Annotated in this window: 22 protein-coding genes; 7 read left to right on the forward strand and 15 right to left on the reverse strand. The window is 75.5% G+C overall.

Features of this window, described 5'->3' with window-relative positions:
• Positions 1 to 5: 5 nt before the first annotated feature.
• The 6 genes from WCD58_RS33820 to WCD58_RS05290 all read right to left on the reverse strand — a co-directional run bounded on the left by WCD58_RS33820 (position 6) and on the right by WCD58_RS05290 (position 4,005).
• On the reverse strand, positions 6 to 1,019 hold the full coding sequence (locus tag WCD58_RS33820; RefSeq protein ID WP_444876315.1) for a zinc finger domain-containing protein: 1,014 nt from the start codon (positions 1,017 to 1,019) through the stop codon (positions 6 to 8).
• 184 nt (positions 1,020 to 1,203) lie between these two features.
• Positions 1,204 to 1,428, reverse strand: a complete 225-nt coding sequence (locus WCD58_RS05270; RefSeq protein WP_337700199.1) for a helix-turn-helix transcriptional regulator — start codon at positions 1,426 to 1,428, stop codon at positions 1,204 to 1,206.
• Positions 1,429 to 1,780: 352 nt separating this feature from the next.
• Positions 1,781 to 2,398, reverse strand: a complete 618-nt coding sequence (locus WCD58_RS05275; RefSeq protein ID WP_337700201.1) for an FmdB family zinc ribbon protein — start codon at positions 2,396 to 2,398, stop codon at positions 1,781 to 1,783.
• On the reverse strand, positions 2,395 to 3,291 hold the full coding sequence (locus tag WCD58_RS05280) for a Scr1 family TA system antitoxin-like transcriptional regulator (RefSeq protein ID WP_337700203.1): 897 nt from the start codon (positions 3,289 to 3,291) through the stop codon (positions 2,395 to 2,397). The genes WCD58_RS05275 and WCD58_RS05280 overlap by 4 nt, the downstream gene beginning before the upstream one ends.
• A gap of 19 nt (positions 3,292 to 3,310) precedes the next feature.
• Positions 3,311 to 3,799 (reverse strand): DUF6879 family protein, encoded by a 489-nt coding sequence (locus WCD58_RS05285; protein ID WP_337700205.1) that lies wholly within the window; start codon positions 3,797 to 3,799, stop codon positions 3,311 to 3,313.
• A complete protein-coding gene (locus WCD58_RS05290) occupies positions 3,796 to 4,005 on the reverse strand; it encodes a hypothetical protein (protein ID WP_337700207.1) in 210 nt (69 codons plus the stop codon). Before WCD58_RS05290 ends, WCD58_RS05285 begins: the two co-directional genes overlap by 4 nt.
• Before the next feature lie 231 nt (positions 4,006 to 4,236).
• Between WCD58_RS05290 and WCD58_RS05295 the strand changes: the two genes are divergently transcribed.
• From WCD58_RS05295 to WCD58_RS05320, 6 genes are all read left to right on the forward strand, one after another.
• On the forward strand, positions 4,237 to 4,635 hold the full coding sequence (locus WCD58_RS05295; RefSeq protein WP_337700209.1) for a hypothetical protein: 399 nt from the start codon (positions 4,237 to 4,239) through the stop codon (positions 4,633 to 4,635).
• Positions 4,632 to 4,952: a hypothetical protein gene (locus tag WCD58_RS05300; protein ID WP_337700211.1), complete on the forward strand. Its 321-nt coding sequence runs from the start codon at positions 4,632 to 4,634 to the stop codon at positions 4,950 to 4,952. Before WCD58_RS05295 ends, WCD58_RS05300 begins: the two co-directional genes overlap by 4 nt.
• An 80-nt stretch (positions 4,953 to 5,032) precedes the next feature.
• Complete coding sequence (locus WCD58_RS05305) at positions 5,033 to 6,187, forward strand: hypothetical protein (RefSeq protein WP_337700213.1); 1,155 nt, start codon at positions 5,033 to 5,035, stop codon at positions 6,185 to 6,187.
• Positions 6,184 to 6,486 carry a hypothetical protein gene (locus tag WCD58_RS05310; protein ID WP_337700214.1) on the forward strand — a complete coding sequence of 101 codons (303 nt, stop codon included), beginning with the start codon at positions 6,184 to 6,186 and terminating at the stop codon, positions 6,484 to 6,486. The genes WCD58_RS05305 and WCD58_RS05310 overlap by 4 nt, the downstream gene beginning before the upstream one ends.
• 371 nt (positions 6,487 to 6,857) lie before the next feature.
• Positions 6,858 to 7,985, forward strand: coding sequence for a protein rep (locus WCD58_RS05315; RefSeq protein ID WP_337700216.1), 1,128 nt, complete (start codon positions 6,858 to 6,860; stop codon positions 7,983 to 7,985).
• On the forward strand, positions 7,970 to 8,287 hold the full coding sequence (locus WCD58_RS05320) for a hypothetical protein (protein ID WP_337700218.1): 318 nt from the start codon (positions 7,970 to 7,972) through the stop codon (positions 8,285 to 8,287). The genes WCD58_RS05315 and WCD58_RS05320 overlap by 16 nt, the downstream gene beginning before the upstream one ends.
• A 12-nt stretch (positions 8,288 to 8,299) precedes the next feature.
• Here the strand turns inward: WCD58_RS05320 and WCD58_RS05325 are convergent, their stop codons facing one another.
• From WCD58_RS05325 to trmD, 7 genes are all read right to left on the reverse strand, one after another.
• Complete coding sequence (locus WCD58_RS05325) at positions 8,300 to 9,760, reverse strand: YifB family Mg chelatase-like AAA ATPase (protein ID WP_337700222.1); 1,461 nt, start codon at positions 9,758 to 9,760, stop codon at positions 8,300 to 8,302.
• Between the two features lies 1 nt (position 9,761).
• Entirely contained in the window at positions 9,762 to 10,166 is a 405-nt protein-coding gene (locus WCD58_RS05330) for a YraN family protein (protein WP_337700224.1), read from the reverse strand.
• 163 nt (positions 10,167 to 10,329) lie between these two features.
• A complete protein-coding gene (locus tag WCD58_RS05335) occupies positions 10,330 to 10,650 on the reverse strand; it encodes a DUF2469 domain-containing protein (protein ID WP_274283199.1) in 321 nt (106 codons plus the stop codon).
• Complete coding sequence (locus tag WCD58_RS05340; RefSeq protein ID WP_337700824.1) at positions 10,647 to 11,462, reverse strand: ribonuclease HII; 816 nt, start codon at positions 11,460 to 11,462, stop codon at positions 10,647 to 10,649. The genes WCD58_RS05335 and WCD58_RS05340 overlap by 4 nt, the downstream gene beginning before the upstream one ends.
• Positions 11,463 to 11,533: 71 nt before the next feature.
• Positions 11,534 to 12,598 (reverse strand): signal peptidase I, encoded by a 1,065-nt coding sequence (gene lepB, locus WCD58_RS33590; RefSeq protein WP_373696190.1) that lies wholly within the window; start codon positions 12,596 to 12,598, stop codon positions 11,534 to 11,536.
• Positions 12,599 to 13,438: 840 nt separating this feature from the next.
• Positions 13,439 to 13,798: a 50S ribosomal protein L19 gene (rplS, locus tag WCD58_RS05350; protein ID WP_133824914.1), complete on the reverse strand. Its 360-nt coding sequence runs from the start codon at positions 13,796 to 13,798 to the stop codon at positions 13,439 to 13,441.
• A gap of 100 nt (positions 13,799 to 13,898) precedes the next feature.
• A complete protein-coding gene (gene trmD / locus WCD58_RS05355; RefSeq protein WP_337700234.1) occupies positions 13,899 to 14,738 on the reverse strand; it encodes a tRNA (guanosine(37)-N1)-methyltransferase TrmD in 840 nt (279 codons plus the stop codon).
• Positions 14,739 to 14,783: 45 nt separating this feature from the next.
• Here trmD and WCD58_RS05360 point away from each other — a divergent pair, with 45 nt between their 5' ends.
• Positions 14,784 to 15,503, forward strand: coding sequence for an MgtC/SapB family protein (locus WCD58_RS05360; RefSeq protein ID WP_337700236.1), 720 nt, complete (start codon positions 14,784 to 14,786; stop codon positions 15,501 to 15,503).
• Position 15,504: 1 nt separating this feature from the next.
• On the opposite strand, the gene WCD58_RS05365 is transcribed toward WCD58_RS05360, so the two are convergent.
• Together WCD58_RS05365 and rimM are read right to left on the reverse strand one after the other, a co-directional pair.
• Entirely contained in the window at positions 15,505 to 17,403 is a 1,899-nt protein-coding gene (locus WCD58_RS05365) for an ABC transporter ATP-binding protein (protein WP_337700238.1), read from the reverse strand.
• 5 nt (positions 17,404 to 17,408) lie between these two features.
• Positions 17,409 to 17,945 (reverse strand): ribosome maturation factor RimM, encoded by a 537-nt coding sequence (gene rimM / locus WCD58_RS05370; RefSeq protein WP_337700239.1) that lies wholly within the window; start codon positions 17,943 to 17,945, stop codon positions 17,409 to 17,411.
• Between the last annotated feature and the right edge of the window lie 4 nt (positions 17,946 to 17,949).

Consider the following 17,949-nt stretch of genomic DNA (forward strand, 5'->3'; position numbering starts at 1 on the left):
CGTGGTCAAGCGGCTCGCTCCGTGGCGAGGCGGACGCGCCGGTCGTGCGGGTCCGTGAGGGTCGCCGTCCGCTTCCCGCCCCGACGGCACAGCTCCCCGGGCTGCGCGTGGCACTTCGGGCACTCGTGGGCGTAGGGGTCCGCGCGATCCGGCTCCTCCGCCGGTCGACGATCAGGCACCTCGTCCGCCTCGCTGATCGGGCGGAGTCGAGTGAGCTGCTCGCGGGGATCGGACCGGTGGTTGCACCGACCGCGAGGCGCGCCGGTGTGCGGGTCCTCGAGCCAGCCGTTCGGGTCGCAGCGCGGGCACTCGCGGCGTTGTCGGGCGGCGTCGGCGCGCTCTGCTGCGTCCGCTGCTGCGGCGTCGGCGACCTGCTGCTCGTCGGCCTTCCGCGCGTCGCCGCAGGGCCGGCAGGGCGTGTCGGGGTCGTGCCGGCGGCCGCAGGGCTGCGTGAGCGGGGACGAGGGAGGGAGGGGGTGCTGCTCGCTGGTTGTCTCGCGCGCGACCCCCCCGGGACTCACTACGGAACTCACTACGGGAGGGGTGACACCTGGGTGTCTCCCGGTCTGGGCGGATATGTCTTCTGGTTGGGCCGCAGATGTCTCCTGGTCGGGATCGGCGATGGCGTGACTGGGCGACACCCGGGTGTCTCCTGGTTGGTCGGGATCAGGTGACACCTGGGTGTCCTGTGGTTCGTCCGAATCGGGTGACACCTGGTTGTCTCGTGGTCCGGGCAGCGGGGAGAGCCGGTAGCGGGTAGCGAGTCCGCGCGGACCCTGGCCGTTGGCGTGGTTGCTGGTGCGTCGACCACGCTCGACGACGACGGCGACGCCGCTGTCGGTCAGCTCCCGTAGGGCGCGCGTTGCGGTGCGCTCGGTCGACCCGAGGACGTCGGCGACCCGGGCTCGGGCGACACGGCCAGTACGGGTGTCCTCGCGGCAGCCTTCAGCAACGACGAGGGCGGCGATCAGGCCGCGCTGCGACAGGCCGGCCGCGCGGAGAGCTGGGGCTGCGTCCATCACTTCGCCGACGAGGCGCCCCGACACGGCGGACCACCTCCCGGGTGGTCGGGTGGCCGGAGTAGGGCGGTCACGCGGTCGCGTCTCTCACGAGAGAGGGCAGGCCACGCGGCGACGATCCGCGCGACGGCCTCATCGACGTTCGGGTCGGGCGGGCGCGTCGGTGCACGCTGCGGGGTCTCGGTCACGGGCGGGCCTCAGTCCGGACGGTGCGCTCGTCGAGCCACCGCTCGAGGTCACGGAGCCGGTAGCGCACGGGCTGGTTGCGCCCGCCCCGCCCGATCCTGATGAACGGGGGCCCGACGGCGTCGCAGCGCCAGTCCCGCAGGGTGTTGTCCGGGACCCCGATGATCTCGGACACCTCACGCGAGGTCAGGAGGCGCTCGAGGGGGCCGGCGTCTGTGCTCACGTGTCGGACGGTGCCGACTCGACGCGGTAGCAAGAGGGGAATCTCGGGCCGCCCACCCGAGATTCTCTGGGCGGCGTTCCTACCGAGTCACGAGCTGCACGATGCCGAGCGAGACGGCGACCGTGACGGCCACGATCGCGACACCATGTTCTACCGGGCCAGGCGCAGCGCGGCCTGGGTCAACCGCTCGGCCTCGCGGCGTCGCTGCTCGGCGTAGATGTCGGAGAGCGTCGCTGCGGGGTCCTCCACCGCTTCGCTTCCTCGAGCTCGTCGTCGGACAGCTCGTGAAGGCGCCCGACCGTGATCGCGCCTGTCACGTCGGTGCCTGGTCGACGGGGCAGCCGTCGAGGGCTCATCGGGGCTCCTCGGGGTGTCGGGGCGCGTCAGGGCGGGCGGGAGCGGACCGCCGCTCGTCGTCAGCCTCGCGCCGCCGGAGCTCATCCTCGACGAGCCTCCGAACCGTTTCCACGCTCGGCTCGTCGTAGTGGACGTGCACGTTCACCACCGGCGGCGGCGCAGGCTCGGGTTCCTGTTGGGTGTTCGCGAGGACGATGCCCACCACGGTCGCGATGAGCGACAAGATCGTCACCGTGCGCGTATCCGGGTGAGCCTTGATCCACGCGGCCAGCGCAGCGAACGATGACCGGTCGGCGACAGCCTCGGCGGTCTCCTCGCGCGTGGCGCCCGTAGCGACAGCGTCCTCGAGGACCTGGACGAGTTCCCGGTAGTCGGCTCCCGTCGCACTCGCCGGCCGTAGCGCGGACACCAGTTTGCGCAGGCTTCCGTCCTCGGTGACCGAGAATGTGTCGCCGGTGCGGATGCTTCGGTCGATCGCGCCGCAGGACGGACAGGCGATTTCAGGGTCGAACGCGAAGCTGAGCGTGTCGCCCGGCGCTAGCGTCGAGACCGCGCGCGTCCAGGTGTGTCCGCAGTCCGAGCACGTGATCGTGGGTCCGGTCTTCCCGGTCACGAAGGCTCCTCCGGGTGCCGCGGGGCGTCGACGAGGTCCGGAGCGAACGGCGGCCCGCTCACCGAGGCGGGCTCGAGTCGGTCGTGCGCTTCGCGTACCGCACGGAGAGCAGCTGCTCCGGAGTGGCCCCCCTCGCGGACGCGGTCGAGCAGCGCGACGAACTGCCCGTGCACCTCCGGGTCCGACATGACCCGCACCCCGGCGACGGTCTCCACGGTGACGGCGTCGTCGAGGAGCTCGAACCCGTGCAGGATCGGCAGCGGCCGGCGCGCGACGAGGAGCTCGACATCCCCGGTCGCCGCCTGCTCCGCGAGCGCGTCGAGCTGGGCCCGGTGAACGTCCGTACTGCCGTACACCCCGGTCAGCGCCCCCGGTTCGACCGCAACCGTCAGCGCCGCGCCGCGCTGTCGGGCCTCCCGCTGCCGCCGGCTCCGGCGCTCCACGATCGCGTCGACGTCGAGCACACCACCGAGCTCCGGCCGACCCGGCGCCGTCAGCCACTCCCGCGTGTACTCCGGGGTCTGGCTCATCGCAGGGATCACCGTCGGCTGGTACTCCACGAGGGTCCGCGAGCCGGCCTCGAGCCGCGCCAGGTCGTCCTGTAGAGCTTCAACACCGCCCGGGGTCCGCGCCGCCTCCCGGATGTCGAGGTGCCGCGTCAGGGCCCGCTCGCGCGCGTCGAGCAGCTCCCCCTCGTCGACGCCGGCGGCCGCCGCCCAGGCGCGCACGTCGTCCTCGGACGGCTTGATCCGACCGTCCTCGAGCCGCCAGACCTTCGACTGCTGCCAGCCCAGGAGCCGCGCGAACTCCGACTGGTTCGATGTCGTCCGCACCCGGGCCCGCCGCAGCTCCTCACCGAGGTCCGGGTACTTCACCGGCCGCTGCGGGCTCACCGCGCGACCTCGCTGACGATCAGGCTGGCGTCGCGACCGGGGTCGACGCGGCCAGCGCCTCGTCCCGCCACGAGCGCAGCGCCGACAGCGCCCGGTCGGTCGCCTGCACGATGACGCCGAGGGTCCCGTCGTCCTCGTAGTGCATCAGCCAGCCGCGGTGGTCGTCGATCAGCCAGAAGTCCGGCACGGACCAGGGCCGGCCCGCGCGCACCAGGCGCACGTCCTCCCCCGCGGCGAGGTTGTGCGGATAGTGCTGCTCGACCTCGAAGCGCACGTAGGGCGTCCACGGCTCGGTGAGCACGTGCACCCGCTGCATCGTCACGCCCCGCGCCCGCGCCGAGGAGACGATCTCGGTCCACGCGCGCAGGTCGGCGTTCCGCTGCCACGCCTCGCCCCGCTCGTAGCTCTGCCACTGCGGGTCGTCGGCGTAGTGCTGTCGCGCCTCGAGTCGGAACACCGAGGTGCGCGCGGAGGAGATCGCCTCGACGAGCTTGGCGAGGTCGCTCACTCGGTGACGCCCATCGCGCGCATCGCGGCCACCACGATGGCCGGGTCGATCGAGACGGCCTGCTCGCCGGGCAGCGGGTTGGGCAGGTGCTCCATCGACACGCCGTCGCCCTGGACGACGAGCTGACCCGTGTCCTGGTCGAGGTGCACCGACGGGCACCCAACGGTCCCGGAGTTGGAGTCCTTCGCGAGCTGGACGAGGCGCATGGCGGGTCCCCCTTGCTGGCGTTCGCGACGAGCCCAGTGTGCGGGAGCACCCGATGCGCGTCCATAACCGGAGCATAGAGGGCCTTCCCCCGTGCATAAACTGAGCATAGAATGAACATGGCTCGCCGGGTCGGGCCCTCCGTCGTCCCCCACGACCTCGACCCGGCGGGACACCCCACCCCCGCAGCGGGTGGCGTCTCGAACCGACACGACCAGGAGCCGTGACCCGCCATGCCCCTCCGCACCATCCCCGTCGCCCTCGACCAGCTCCCGCTCGTCGCCGCCGGCCCCTGCGAGCCCCAGAACGTCTGGGAGGAGCAGAACGGCCGCCGCGTCCTCACCGACCGCCAGGAGACCGACCCCGACACCGGCGAGCGCCTCTGGTCCGCCTACGTCATGCCCGTCGGCACCGACCGCCCCGAGGTCCTGCAGGTCCGCGTCCGCGCCGACCAGCAGCCCGTCGTGACGCAGTTCGCCCCGGTCACCTTCGACTCCCTCGAGGTCAACGTCCGCGTCGGAAAGGACGGCCGCCTCGCCCAGTACTTCGCCGGGCGCGGCCTCCGCGACGCCGCACAGCCCGGCCGCAAGAACGGCCAGGACCACAAGCAGCACGAAGGCCAGCCCGCATGACCGCCTGTCCGCCTCGCCCCGGCGGAGCGCGACGCGTCGAGCTCGCCACCGACGACGGCCGGCCTGTCGTGCTCGAGCGCTCGGGCGGCCCGGCCATGGCGAGCGGTAGCCGCGTCGCCTACATGGTCAACGTCGACGGCCGCTGGGTCGGCTGGGTGTTCGACGAGCGCCCCTGGCTCGGTCATCGCCACGGCGCCCGTAGCTGGTCAGCCGCGTGGCGCGAGCACGACGACACCGCCGCCCGTTGGCGCGGCGAGGGCTACGGCACCCGCGCCGCCGCCCTCGCCGCCCTCCTCGACGCCTCCGGCACCGCCTGAGGCACACGCCCTCTCCCCCACCACGGGCCCCGGCCGACTTCCCCGCGGCCGGGGCCCGTCCCGTCTCCGGAGGCTCCACCGTGGCCCTGTTCGCGCCCCACCGCCGACGACTCCGCGGCGCACGGTCCGGTGCCTACCGCCGCGAGGTCGACCTGATCGCCGACCGCCACCGCTGGACCGCCACGTGGCGCCACGCCGCCGAGGGCGCCGGGATCACCCGCACTGTCCGCGTCGCCGCCGGCCAGACCGTGATCGTCCCCCCGCTCGTCTCCGTCTCCGCCGGCGCGCCGCTCGTCCTGATCGTCCGGCTCCTGCCCGGCCAGCTCCCCGCCGACGTCCGCGCCGTCGCCGACCGCCTCGCCCCCGCCCTCGGCGCCACCTGCCTCCGCATCGCCGCACTCTCCGACGGCGTCCACGTCCGCCTCGAGCTCCTCGACGCCGACCCCCTCGACACCCCGTTCGTCCTCCCCCCGCCCCACGAGCTCCCCGACGGGTTCCTCGGCATCGACGAGGGCGGCGCCGACCTCGGCATCCCCTGGCCCCGCCGCACCCACGCCGTCGTCCAAGGCTCCACCGGATCCGGGAAGTCCTGGTGGCTCTACGGCGCCCTCTCCGCCCACGCCGGCGACCCGCTCGTCACCGTCGCGGGGATCGACCCCTCCGGGCTGCTCTGGCGACCCTGGACCGGCCTCGACGGCGCCGAACTACGCGTGTCGGGCCTCGCCGGCGACCTCACCGAGCACGTCGCCGCGCTCGAGGCCCTCTGCTCCCGCATGGACGAACGCCTCGCCGTGCTGCCCGACGACCGCGACCAGCTCGACCCGACCACCGACCTCCCGCTCGTCGTCGTCGTGCTCGAGGAGCTCCCCGGCTTCTACGCCGCCGCCGACCTCGTCGACCGCAAGCTCGGGCAGCGAGTCCGCGGCCTCGTCGGCCGGCTGCTCGCCGAGGGCCGCAAGGTCGCCTACCGCGTCGTCATCGTCTGCCAGCGCGCCGACGCCGCGATCGTCGGCGGCGCCGTCCGCGCCCAGGCGCAGCTCCGGCTCTCGTTCCGCGTCGAGCCCGACGGGTTCCGCATGCTGCACCCCGTCGACGTCGTCGACCCCGACGAGCACGAGTGGGCACCGTCCGGCGTCGCCGTGCTCTCCGCCCCCGGCCTGGGCACGCTGCGCCTGCGCGCCGGCGCCCTGCCGTACGACCAGTACGTGGCCCGGGTCCGGCGGGCCGCCGCATGACCGCCGGGCCCGTCCGGCTCGCCGACGCTCTCGAGGACGCCGTCGCCGAGCTCGTCGCCGCCTGGCCGCCGCTGACGCCGGCCCGCCGCGACCGGATCGCGGCTCTCCTGCGGCCCCAGCCGCACACCCCGGCGCCTGGCCCCTCCTCCCCGGTCGCGTCGGCGGGCACCGCCTCGCGCGGGTTGTCGGCCGGGGCAAGGCCCCACGACGCCGCCGCGACGCCGCACCTGCCCGCCCAGCGCTCCGCCCGGGCCTTGCCGCGGCCGGCGTTCCGTGCGATCCCTGAGGCGTCGTCGTGACCGGGGAGGAGGGGCGCCCCTCCCACACCCCCGGGAGCGAGGCCCCCGCCGGAGGCGTCCCTCGTCCGTTTCCCAGCGCGCCCACCGCGGCCGCCGCCGCTCCCCTCCCCGGGGCGGGGCGGGTCGCGGAGGCCGGAGGCCGTAGCGGCCCGCCCTCGCCCACCCCTACCCCCCTCTCCTCTCTCTCGTCTGCTGCCTCTACGTCCTCCCCCCTCTGCGTCTCCCGTGCGTCCCGGGAGGGGCGCGCCGCGCCCGCAGGGCCCGCTCTTGGTAACTACGCAGACACCCCGTCAGGCCGGGCCCGCGCCCCGCAGGGCGAGGGAGAGGATCCGTCCCTCTCCGCCCGGCTCCGTCGCGCTGAACGGTGGTGGATGCTCGCGAGCGCCCGGAAGATCACCGGCCTCGACCGGCTCCGGAAGTGCCGGAAGGTCACCGTCACCGGCACCGGCGGCCCGACCATGCGCGCCGGGGCCCGCCGCGGAGCCGGCTATGCCGGTCTCTCGACCTGCGCGAGCGTGTGGGCCTGCCCGTGCTGCGCCGGGAAGATCGCCGCGCGCCGCGCCGCCGAGCTCGTCGCCGTCATGGCCGCGGTCCGGCTCATGGGCGGATGCGCGTACCTCGTCACCTTCACCGTGCGGCACAACCGCGGGCACCGGCTCGCCGAGCTCTGGGACGCCGTCACGGCCGGCTGGTCGGCGGTCGCCTCCGGCGGGCAGTGGCACCAGGACGCCGCGGGGCTCCTCGGCTGGTGCCGCGTCGTCGAGGCCACCCACACGCCCCGCTCCGGGTGGCACCTGCACGTCCACGCGCTGTGGTGCTGGTCCGGCGACGTCGACGACACCGAGGCGCAGCGCATCGCCTACCGCGCGTGGGCCCGCTGGGATCGGGCCCTGCGTCGCTCCGGGTTCGACTCGACCCCGGTCCGGGGCGTGGATGCCCGCCGGGTCCGGCTCGCCTCCGACGGGTGCGACGACGCGCTCGGCGGCTACTTCACGAAGATCGCCGCCGAGGTCACGGCCCAGCACGCGAAGGACTCCCGCACCGGGCGGTCGCCGTTCGCCGTCCTCCGGGACGCCGTCGAGACCTACCGCGTCGAGGACCTCGAGCTGTGGTGGGAGTGGGAGCGCACGTCGCACGGCCGCAAGCAGCTCACGTGGTCGCTCGGCGACCGGGACCTGCGCCGGCTCGCTGGAGTTCGCGAGGAGACCGACGAGGAGATCGCCGCCGAGGACGTCGGCTCGGAGGACGTCATCGCCCTGTCGGGCGACGCGTGGGAGTCGGTCGTGGCCGGCGGGCACGAGACGACCCTGCTCGACCTCGCCGAGACCGATGGCATGGCGGCGGTGACCGGGTGGCTCGACGACCGCGGCCTCGCCTGGACGCCAGCGCGCGCCGCACAGCGTGATCACCAGCGGCGCGGAGATCGCCGCATCAGTCCACAGACGGAGCGCGAGGCCCGTGCTGTGCTCACACACCAACGATCATGGCCGGGGGGCTGATGATGGAGGACACGACGGGCGCGCACGCGCCCACGGTGGCGGCGAACGGCTGGGCGGTGGTGATCGCCCCGCTCGCCGGAGACCGGCAGGGCTACGGGTGTCCGCGCTCCCGGGTGTTCGTGATCGACGCGGGCGTCCCGGCCGACGCGGTTGTCCTGGTGCTCGACGAGCTCGTCGCGGCCGCAGGCGGGGCGTGGGACCGGGCGCCCCACGCGCGGCGACCCGCGCCCGTCCTGGTGCACTCGACGCCTCGCCCGCAGCGTCGCTCGCGGCGGAAGCGCCCCGACCTGCGGCTCGTCTGACCGCCACGTCAGCTACACGTCGGCCCTCGCGACCCGCAGGGCCCGGTCGACGCCCCGCGCGGTCATCGTCCCGGACCGCAGCTGGCGCTCGAGGAGCTCGGCGGCCGCCCGGGGCAGGCGCCCGCGCCGGCGCAGCTCGGGGCCGGGGACCTCGGCGTTGGTGCGCCACCCGGCGTCGCGCCACCGCTCGCGCGCCGCCGCCCGGGCCGCGAGCACGCGGGCCCGCACCGACGCCGTGCTCTCCGGCGTCTCCTCGAGCGCCGGGCCCGTGGCGCCGTCCCACGACAGCGCCTCGACGGCCTGCAGCTCGACCTGCAGATCGACGCGGTCGAGCATCGGACCGGACAGCCGCTGGGTGTAGCGGCGCTTCTCGAGGCTCGAGCACGTGCAGTCGGTCGGCTTGGGCGGCGCGCACGGGCACGGGTTCGCGGCCATCACCAGCTGGAACCGTGCCGGGTAGCGCACGGCCCCGTCGGTGCGGGCCAGCCGGACCTCGCCCTCCTCCAGCGGCGTGCGCAGCATCTCGAGCACGTGCGGGCCGAACTCGTAGATCTCGTCGAGGAACAGCACGCCCCGGTGCGCCAGCGACGCCGCGCCGGGGCGGGCCAGCCCGCTGCCGCCGCCGATCAGGGCCGCCGAGGACACCGAGTGGTGCGGGGCCACGAACGGCGGGGTCGCCGGCAGCGCCTCCTGCGGGTCGAGCGCGCCCGCCAGCGACCGGACCGTCGCCACCTGCAGCGCCGAGTCGACGTCGAGGTCGGGCAGCAGGCCGGTCATCCGCCGCGCCAGCATCGTCTTGCCCGAGCCGGGCGGGCCCACCATCAGCAGGTGGTGTCCCCCGGCCGCGGCCACCTCCACCGCCCGCCGGGCGGCGAGCTGCCCGACCACGTCCGCGAGGTCCTCGCGCGGACCGCCGCCCTGCGGGCGCGCCCCGCCGCGCACCGTGAGCAGGCGCCGGCGGTCGCCCCGCAACCAGGCCAGCACGTCGGAGAGGTGCTCGGCGCCGAGCACCTCGAGCCCCTCGACCAGGCCCGCCTCGACCGCGGCCGCCGCCGGCACCACGGCCTGCGCCACCCCGAGCCGCCGGGCCGCGAGGAGCGCCGGCAGCACGCCGCGGACCCCGCGCACCCGCCCGTCGAGGGCCAGCTCGCCGAAGAGCACCACGCCCCGCAGCGCCGCCAGCGGCACCGCCCGCGCCGCCGCGAGCACCGAGCAGGCGAGCGCCAGGTCGTAGCCGCTGCCCTGCTTGTGCAGCGTCGCCGGGGAGAGGGCCAGCGTGATGCGCCGCGCCGGCCAGGTCTCCCCGGAGTTGACCACGGCCGCCCGTACCCGGTCGCGCGATTCCGCGAGCGCCGCGTCCGGGAGCCCCACCAGCGACACCGCGGGCAGGCCCTGACCGATGTCGGCCTCGATCTCGACGACCTCGCCGTCGACCCCGCGCAGCCCGATCGACCACGCGCACGCGAGCGCCACGTCAGAACGCCCCCTCGTAGTGCTCGACCTGCGGGGCCGCCCCGGGCGTCACGAGCACGGCGAGCACGTCGAAGCGCACCTCGTCGAAGCCCGCCCCTCCGGCGGCGTGGCGCTCGGCGAGCCAGCGCTGGGCGAGCCGCCGGATGCGGGCCGCCTTCGACCACGTCACGGCCTCGGCGGGCAGCCCGAACCCGGTGCCCGAGCGCGTCTTGACCTCGGCGACGACGAGCACGTCGCCGTCGACGGCCAGGAGGTCGAGCTCGCCGTCGCGGCAGCGCCAGTTGCGGTCGAGCACCGTCAGCCCGCGGGCCGCGAGGTGCTCGGCCGCCAGCTCCTCGCCGCGGCGCCCCAGGGTCCGCCGGTCGTCGGGTGGCTGCCCGTCGTTGACGGCGCGCGTGGTGGTCATGACCCGGCCCCCTCGTCCCCGCCGGGCGGTCCGGCGGCGGGATCGAGCGTGGCGGGCCCGACCGGTCGAGCGGGAGCGAAGAGCTCACGCCTGGGGACAACCGGGCGGGGTGGGGACGGACCGGCGCCGTGGTGGGCCCGCTATCGGGCCGGGCGGAGCAGCGTCAGCCGCTGAACGGGCCCTCGTCGAGGCGGAGGTCGGGCTTCTCCAGCTCCTCGACGTTGACGTCCTTGAACGTCACGACGCGCACGTTCTTGACGAAGCGCGCCGGCCGGTACATGTCCCACACCCAGGCGTCGGACATGGTGACCTCGAAGTAGACCTCGCCGTCGGCGTTGCGGACGGCGACGTCGACCGAGTTGGCCAGGTAGAACCGCCGCTCGGTCTCCACGACGTAGGAGAACTGCGAGACGATGTCGCGGTACTCGCGGTAGAGCGAGAGCTCCATGTCGGTCTCGTACTTCTCGAGATCCTCCGCGCTCATCGCGCCTCTCCCCCCATGTCCTCGGGCTCGTCGAAGGCAGCGTCGTCCAGCGCCACGAGCTCGTCGGCCTCCCCGCTCTCGGCGGACACGTCGTCGACGGTCACCGCACCATTGTGGCGCACGCCCGCCGGAAGTCCGTCCGGGCTCCGGCCCCGCGCGGCCGCGGCCACGTTGACGAAGCTGAAGCGGTGGTCCGGGCTCGGGCCGTGCTCCGTGAGCGCTGCGTTGTGCGTCGGCGTGCAGTAGCCCTTGTGGAGGTCGAACCGGTACTCCGGATGCCGGTCGTGCAGCTCGGTCATCAGCCGGTCGCGCGTGACCTTCGCGAGCACCGAGGCGGCCGCCACACACGCCGCCGCCAGGTCGCCCTTCGGCACGGCGAGCGACGGCACGCCGAAGCCGGTGACCGGGAAGCCGTCGGTGAGCACGTAGCCGGGGCGCACGTCGAGACGGGCCACGGCCCGGCGCATGCCGTCGATGTTGGCGATGTGCACGCCCCGGTGGTCGACCTCCGGAGGGTCGACGAGCACGACCCGCCAGTCGACCGCCCGCCGCTGGATGAGCCGGAAGAAGCGCTCGCGCTCCTCGGGGGTGAGCAGCTTGGAGTCGGTCAGGCCCTCGAACCGCTTGGCGTCGCCGGGCCGCAGGATGCAGGCCGCGACGGCCAGGGGCCCGGCGCAGGCGCCGCGACCGGCCTCGTCGACCCCGACCACCGGCCCGAGGCCGTGGCGCTCGAGGGCGGACTGCAGCGCCCAGCTCTCGGTGCTGCGCCGCACGATCGCGCGCGGCGGCTGGACGCCCGTGCGCGGCGGCAGCGGGCGGCGACGGGCGGGGGTCCGTCCGGTGCGGCCGGCGGCACGCCGCCGGCCCGCATCATGACCCGCCGTCACCGGCCGGGATCGGGGGACGGAGGTTCGGAGGTCCAGCCGTCCTGCGACGTCCACCGCCGGCGCACCCGCCGGGTGACCACGACGAGCGGGACCGCACCCAGGACACCGGCCGCGAGCGGCGCCCCGGACGTCCAGACGGGCGCGCCGAGCGCGGACGGGCGGGCCTGCGGGTCGGTGTCGGGCACGCCGCCCCATCGGCCGACCGGCAGCACGATCACACGGGCCTTGCCGATCACGTCGGTGACGCCGATCGGGCCGTGCACACGGGCGTCGGCGGAGTTGTTGCGGTTGTCGCCCATCACCCACAGCTGCCCCTCGGGCACGCGCACCGGCGCGAAGTCCGCCTGGGTGCGGCCGAGGTTGGGCTGGTAGTAGATGTACGGCTCGTTCAGCGGCTGGCCGTCGACCGTGACGCGGTTCTGCGCGTCGCAGCACGCGACGGTCTGGCCGCCGGTGGCGATGACGCGCTTGACGAAGTCCTTCTCGTTCGGCGGCGCGAGCCCGACTAGCGACAGCCCGCCCTGCAGGCCGCGGACCAGCACGTTCCCCGACGGCTGCTCGCCGGCGACCTCGCCGTTGTCCCCCCACGTCGGCGGCCCGCGGAAGACGACGACGTCGCCGGGCGAGGGGTCGGAGAAGCGGTAGGTGAGCTTGTCGACGGCGACGCGGTCGTTGGCGCAGCCGTTGCAGCCGTGCAGCGTCTGCTCCATCGACGCCGACGGGATGACGTAGATGCGGGCGAGGAACGTCTGGATGACGAAGGTCAGGACGACCGCGACCACGATGAGCAGCGGGAGCTCGCGCCAGAACGAGCCCTTCTTCTTCTGCTTGCCGCCCTTGCGTCCGCCCTTGTCGCCGCCGTGGCGCCCGGCGCGGCCGGCGTCCTCGGCCTCCTCGACGGGCTCGTCGTCACGTCCCGGCCCGGTGCCGCTGCGGCGGTGCCGGCCCGGGGCGACCCCGGCACCGCCGGTGACCGCCGTGGTGGTGGCCGTGGTCGACGAGGAGGGGGCGTCGTCGCGGGACCTCGGGGCCCGCGACGCGAAACCGTCGGCCCCGGCCAGGGTGCTGTCGGGAGCGCTCGGCGCCGGAGCGGCACCCTCGGCCGCCGCGTCCGGGCCCGACGGGGGTCCGGCCGGGCGCGCGGGCGGAGCCGGCGGCGGGGAGGCCGAGCCGCCGGCCTGCGGCGGCACCGGCGGCGACACGGGACGGCCCGCGTGACCGTTGCCCTGCGGGGGCGGCGGGCCGTACTGGCGCGGGCCCCCGGGGGGTCCCTGCGGCGGTGCGGGCCGGTCCGGCGGGAGCGGCGGCTGCGGTGACGGTGGCTGCGGCGACGGCGGCTGCTGGGCCGGCGCGGGCGGACGGCCTGCGCCCCACTCCGCGCCCCAGGGCCCTCCGGGCGGCGCCGCGGGAGCCGCCGGCACCGGGTGGCCGCGACCGGGAGACCCGACCGGCGGGTCGCCGTAGGCGTCCCCGTAGGCGTCGCCGTACACGGTCCCCGCGCCGTTCCCGTTCGCCCCGTGACCGTTCAGGGGGTCGCCGCGGCCCGGGGCCGACGACCAGCCGTTGCCGGGGACGTCCCCGTCGTCGGACGGGAGCCCGTGGCCGTTGTCCCCACGGTGTCCGTTGCCGTACCCGGGCACGTCGCCGTACGCGGCGTCACCCCCGGCGGGCCGGTCGGAACCGCTCCACCCCGACGAGCCGTAGGGCGCCGCGCCCGGGCCGGGGCCCGGGACGTCGCCGTAGGGATCGACCGCGGGATCGTCGTCGTCCCGCGCGTGGGCGTGACGTCCGGACGCGTCGGTACGGGTCGTCTCGCCGCCCGTTCCGTGTCCGCGGAACGGGGGCCCGCCTGGCTCCTGGGGACGCACGCGCTTCAGGTTAGGAGACCGGGTCGCGTCGGCTCAGGAGGCCGGCGTGGTCTCGCGCTTCTCGCGGATCTTCGCGGCCTTGCCCCGACGCTCACGGAGGTAGTACAGCTTCGCGCGACGGACGTCACCGCGCGTGACGACCTCGATCTCCGCGATGTTGGGCGAGTGGACCGGGAACGTGCGCTCCACCCCGACGCCGAAGGAGACCTTGCGGACGGTGAACGTCTCGCGCAGGCCGCCACCGTGGCGACGGATGACGACACCCTGGAAGACCTGTACACGAGAGCGTGAACCCTCGATGACCCGGACGTGCACCTTCACGGTGTCCCCGGCACGGAAGTCGGGGATGTCGGAGCGCAGCGACTTGGCGTCGAGCTCGTCCAGGGCGTTCATCGTCAGCGTCCTCGCGGTCTCACGGCCCCGGTGCCAGGGCCCGCGGGACGGGCGACCTGGGCTGCCGAGGAGAAACGGTTCTCGGGCGCGGCGCGGCGTTTCACCGACCCTGATCGGGCCGTGCGCCGTCCGCGGCAACCTCCCCAGTCTGCCATGCCGCCGGTCGCGCCCCGTGGAGCGGGTCGTACCCGCACGCGACCAGCACCTCGCGGTCGCGGGCGTCGAAGGCGTCGGCGCCGTGGCGCGCCAGGAGCGCGTCGAGCAGGTCGGGGCGCACGGCGGCGGTGCGCTCGAGCGAGCGGTCGCGGCGCCACCGGTCGACGACGGCGTGGTTGCCGCCGCGCAGGACGTCGGGGACGTCGAGGTCGCGCCAGCGCTCGGGGCGGGTGTACGCGGGTGCCTCCAACAAGCCGTCGGAGAAGCTGTCCAGCTCCGCCGACGCCGGGTTGCCCAGCACGCCGGGGACGAGCCGGGACACGGCCTCGACGACCACCAGCGCGGCGACCTCCCCGCCCGCGAGCACGTAGTCGCCGAGCGAGACCTCCTCGACGGGCATCCGCCGCCGGGCGTCGGACAGCACGCGCGCGTCGATGCCCTCGTAGCGCCCGCAGGCGAGCACGAGCCACGGCTCGCGCGCCCACCCCGCCACGCGCTCCTGGGTCAGCGGCGCCCCGGCCGGGGTGGGGACCAGCAGCCGGGGCACGGTGTCGCCCGACCCGGTGACCTCGTCGAGTGCCGCACCCCACACCGGCGCGGTCATGAGCATCCCGGGGCCGCCGCCGTAGGGCGAGTCGTCGACCGCCTTGTGCACGCCGGACGCCCATCCCCGCAGGTCGTGGACTCGGACGTCGAGCAGGCCGGCCCGCCGCGCCCGCCCGACGATGGCCTCGTCGAGCGGGGCGAGGTAGCCCGGGAAGATCGTGACGACGTCGATGCGCATCGGGCACGATCCTGCCCCGGACACGAGCGCAGGAGGTGGCGAGGGGTGGAGCAGTTCCTGTCCTACCCGCAGGAGTGGCGCCTGCTCGCGCCGCTCGGGCTGGCGGTGGTGCTGTGCACGCTGATCGGCCTGGAGCGCGAGCTCGCGGCCAAGAGCGCCGGTCTCCGCACGCACACCCTCGTCGGCGTGGGCTCGGCGGCGTTCATGCTGATCTCGAAGTACGGGTTCAACGACCTGCTCAGCTCCCCCGACATCGCCCTGGACCCCTCGCGGGTCGCGGCCCAGATCGTGTCCGGCATCGGGTTCATCGGCGGCGGGCTGATCTTCGTGCGCCGCGACGCCGTGCGCGGGCTCACGACGGCGGCGACGGTCTGGACCGCGGCGGCCGTGGGCACGGCGTGCGGCGCGGGCCTGCCGCTGCTCGCGATCGGCGGCACCCTCGTGCACTACCTCGTGACCCGCGGCTACCGGCCGCTCGCCCGCTGGGTCACGCGCTCGTCGAGCGTGCCCCGCGACGTCAACCTCTCCTACGCCGACGGGCGGGGCGTGCTGCGCGCGGTGATCTCGGTCTGCACCGAGCGCGGCTTCTCGGTGGCGGGCATGCACGTCGACCGCGAGGACGCGACCGACGCCGTCGAGGGCACCCAGCGCGTGGCGTCGGTGACGCTCTCCCTCGCCGGGCGTGGATCGCTCGCCCCGCTGTCCGGCGAGCTCTCGGAACTGCCCGGCGTACTGGCGGTCGGCGTCCCGGCGGAGGAGGAGTAGCTCAGGCGGCGTACGCGCGGCCCTGGATCTCGAACAGGTCGCGGTAGACCCCGCCGGCGGCCATGAGCTCGTCGTGGGTGCCCTGCGCGACGATCCGCCCCGCCTCGAGCACGACGATCCGGTCGGCCGTGCGGACGTTCGCGAGACGGTGGGTCACGAGCACCGTGATCCGGTCGCCGCCCGCCGAGAGCTCGCGCAGCGACGAGAAGACCGCGTGCTCGGCGCGCGCGTCGAGGGCGGCGGTCGGTTCGTCGGCGACCACCAGCCGGGCGTCCCGGTAGAGCCCGCGCGCCACCGCCATCCGCTGCCACTGCCCGCCGGAGAGGTCGCGTCCGCCCTGGAACGCGCGGGAGAGCACGGTCGCCGCGCCGTGCGGCAGGTCGGCGAGCACGTCGCCGGCGCCGGAGCGCTCGACGGCGTCGGTGTAGGCGCGCCGGTCCGGGTCGATGCGCTCGAGGCGCCCGATGCGGACGTTGTCGTCGGCGCGCACGGGCCAGCGCACCGGGTCCTGGGCGACCAGCGCGACGTGCTCGAGGGCGGCCGCCGCCCGGGTCTCGCGCAGGTCCTGCCCGTTCCACCGCACCCGGCCGGAGTCGGGGAGGTAGAGCCCGACCATGAGCTTGGCCAGCGTCGACTTGCCGGACCCGTTCTCCCCGACCAGCGCGACGGTCTCCCCGCGCCGCAGCGTCAGCGTGACGTCGTTCAGCGCGGGCGTGCTCTGGTCCGGGTAGCGGAAGGTGACGGCGTCGAGCTCGACGGTCTCGGGCGGACCCGGCGGCGGGCCGCTCGCGCTGCGCCGCCGCGCGCGGGCCTCGGTCAGGCAGCGGGTGTAGAGCTCGACGAACAGGCCGGCCTCGAACAGCATGTTCGCGCCGTAGACGGTGGTGACCACCGCGGTGCGTGCGGAGCGCATCGCGACGACGGCGGTGCCCGCCAGCGGCAGCGCGAGCCCGCCGCCGTAGAGCAGCAGGCCGACGACGGCGTAGCCGGCGGCCGTGGCGACGCCCGAGGCCCCGCGCCCGGCGGTGACCAGCAGGTTGCGGCGCTGCTCGACCCGGATGCCCTCGCGGGCCAGCTCGGTCGCCAGGCGCTCGTGCTCGGCGGCCAGGACGTCGCCGACGGTGAACGCCCGCACCTCGGCGGCCTCCTCGCGCCCCGCGATGAGGTCGCCGACGACGGCGAGGCGGCGCGCCTGGGAGGTCGTGCGCAGGACCGAGGCGAACATCAGCCGCACCCCGGACACCGCGGCCCACGCCTGCGGCAGCCCGGCGAGCAGCACGACCGGCGCGAGCACCGGGTGGACCACGCCGGCGGCGGCCACGGCCGCGATCACCGAGACGAGCCCGCTGATCAGGTCGCCGACGGTCTCCGCGCCCCGGCGGATGCGGGCCAGCGCGTGCTCGGCGCGCTCGAGCAGCGCGGTGAAGTCGGCGTCGTCGAAGGCGACGAGGTCGACGTGCACCAGCGCGCCGTACAGCTCGGTCTGCGCGCGGCGCTCGATGCGCGGCACCAGCTCGGCCGTGACCGCGCCGGTCGCCGCGTCGAGCAGCCCGCCGAGCATCAGCGCCCCGGCGACCACCGCCAGGGCCGGCAGCGCGGCGACGACGCGCTCCGGGGTCGGCCCCTCGGCGAGGAGCCGCGTGAACACGTCCGCGGTGGCGAGCAGGCCGAACGCCGCGACCACCCCGGACAGGAGGTGGACGACGCCCGCGAGCAGCGTCCAGCCCCGCGACGCGCGCCACGCCCAGCGCACCAGCACCGCACCGGCCCGCGGCACCGAGCGCGCCACCGCCAGCACCCCCGCGTGCGCGGTCGCCTCCAGGCCGACCGCCCAGGTCGGCGTCTCCAGCTCGTCGGCACCGATCAGCGGCCGGTGCCCGTCCTCCCCCGTGTCCCCCACGGGAGTCAGTCTGCGGGGTCGAGCAGCCCTTCCGGGGGGTCGAGGACGAGCCGGCCGCCGGCGACGTCGACCTCGGTGACGATCGCGGCCACGAACGGCACGAGCAGCTCGCCGCCCTCGGTCCGGTCGACGGCGAGCAGCTCCCCGCCCGCGCCGTGCAGGACCGCGGTGACCGTGCCGACGGCCGTGCCGTCGCCGAGCACCACCGCGAGGCCCTCGAGCTGGTGGTCGTGGAACTCGTCGGGGTCCTCGGGCGCCTCGGCGAGCGCCGGCGCCGTGAGCTCCGCGGTGCGCAGCGCCTCGGCGGCGTCGCGGTCGCCGACCTCCTCGACGGTCACGAGCAGGCGGTCGGCGTGCCGGCGCGCCGCGAGGATCGTCAGCGCGGGGACCCGGAACGCGCGCGAGCCCCGCACCGACAGCACCGTGCCCGGGGCGAACCGGGCCTCGACGTTGTCGGTACGGGGCTCGACGACGAGCTCTCCGCGCAGGCCGTGGGCCTTGACGACCCGGCCGACGACGCGCTCGTCGGACGGGGTGCTCATGAGA

This window comes from Actinomycetospora flava (assembly GCF_037400335.1).
Taxonomy (GTDB): Bacteria; Actinomycetota; Actinomycetes; order Mycobacteriales; family Pseudonocardiaceae; genus Actinomycetospora; species Actinomycetospora flava.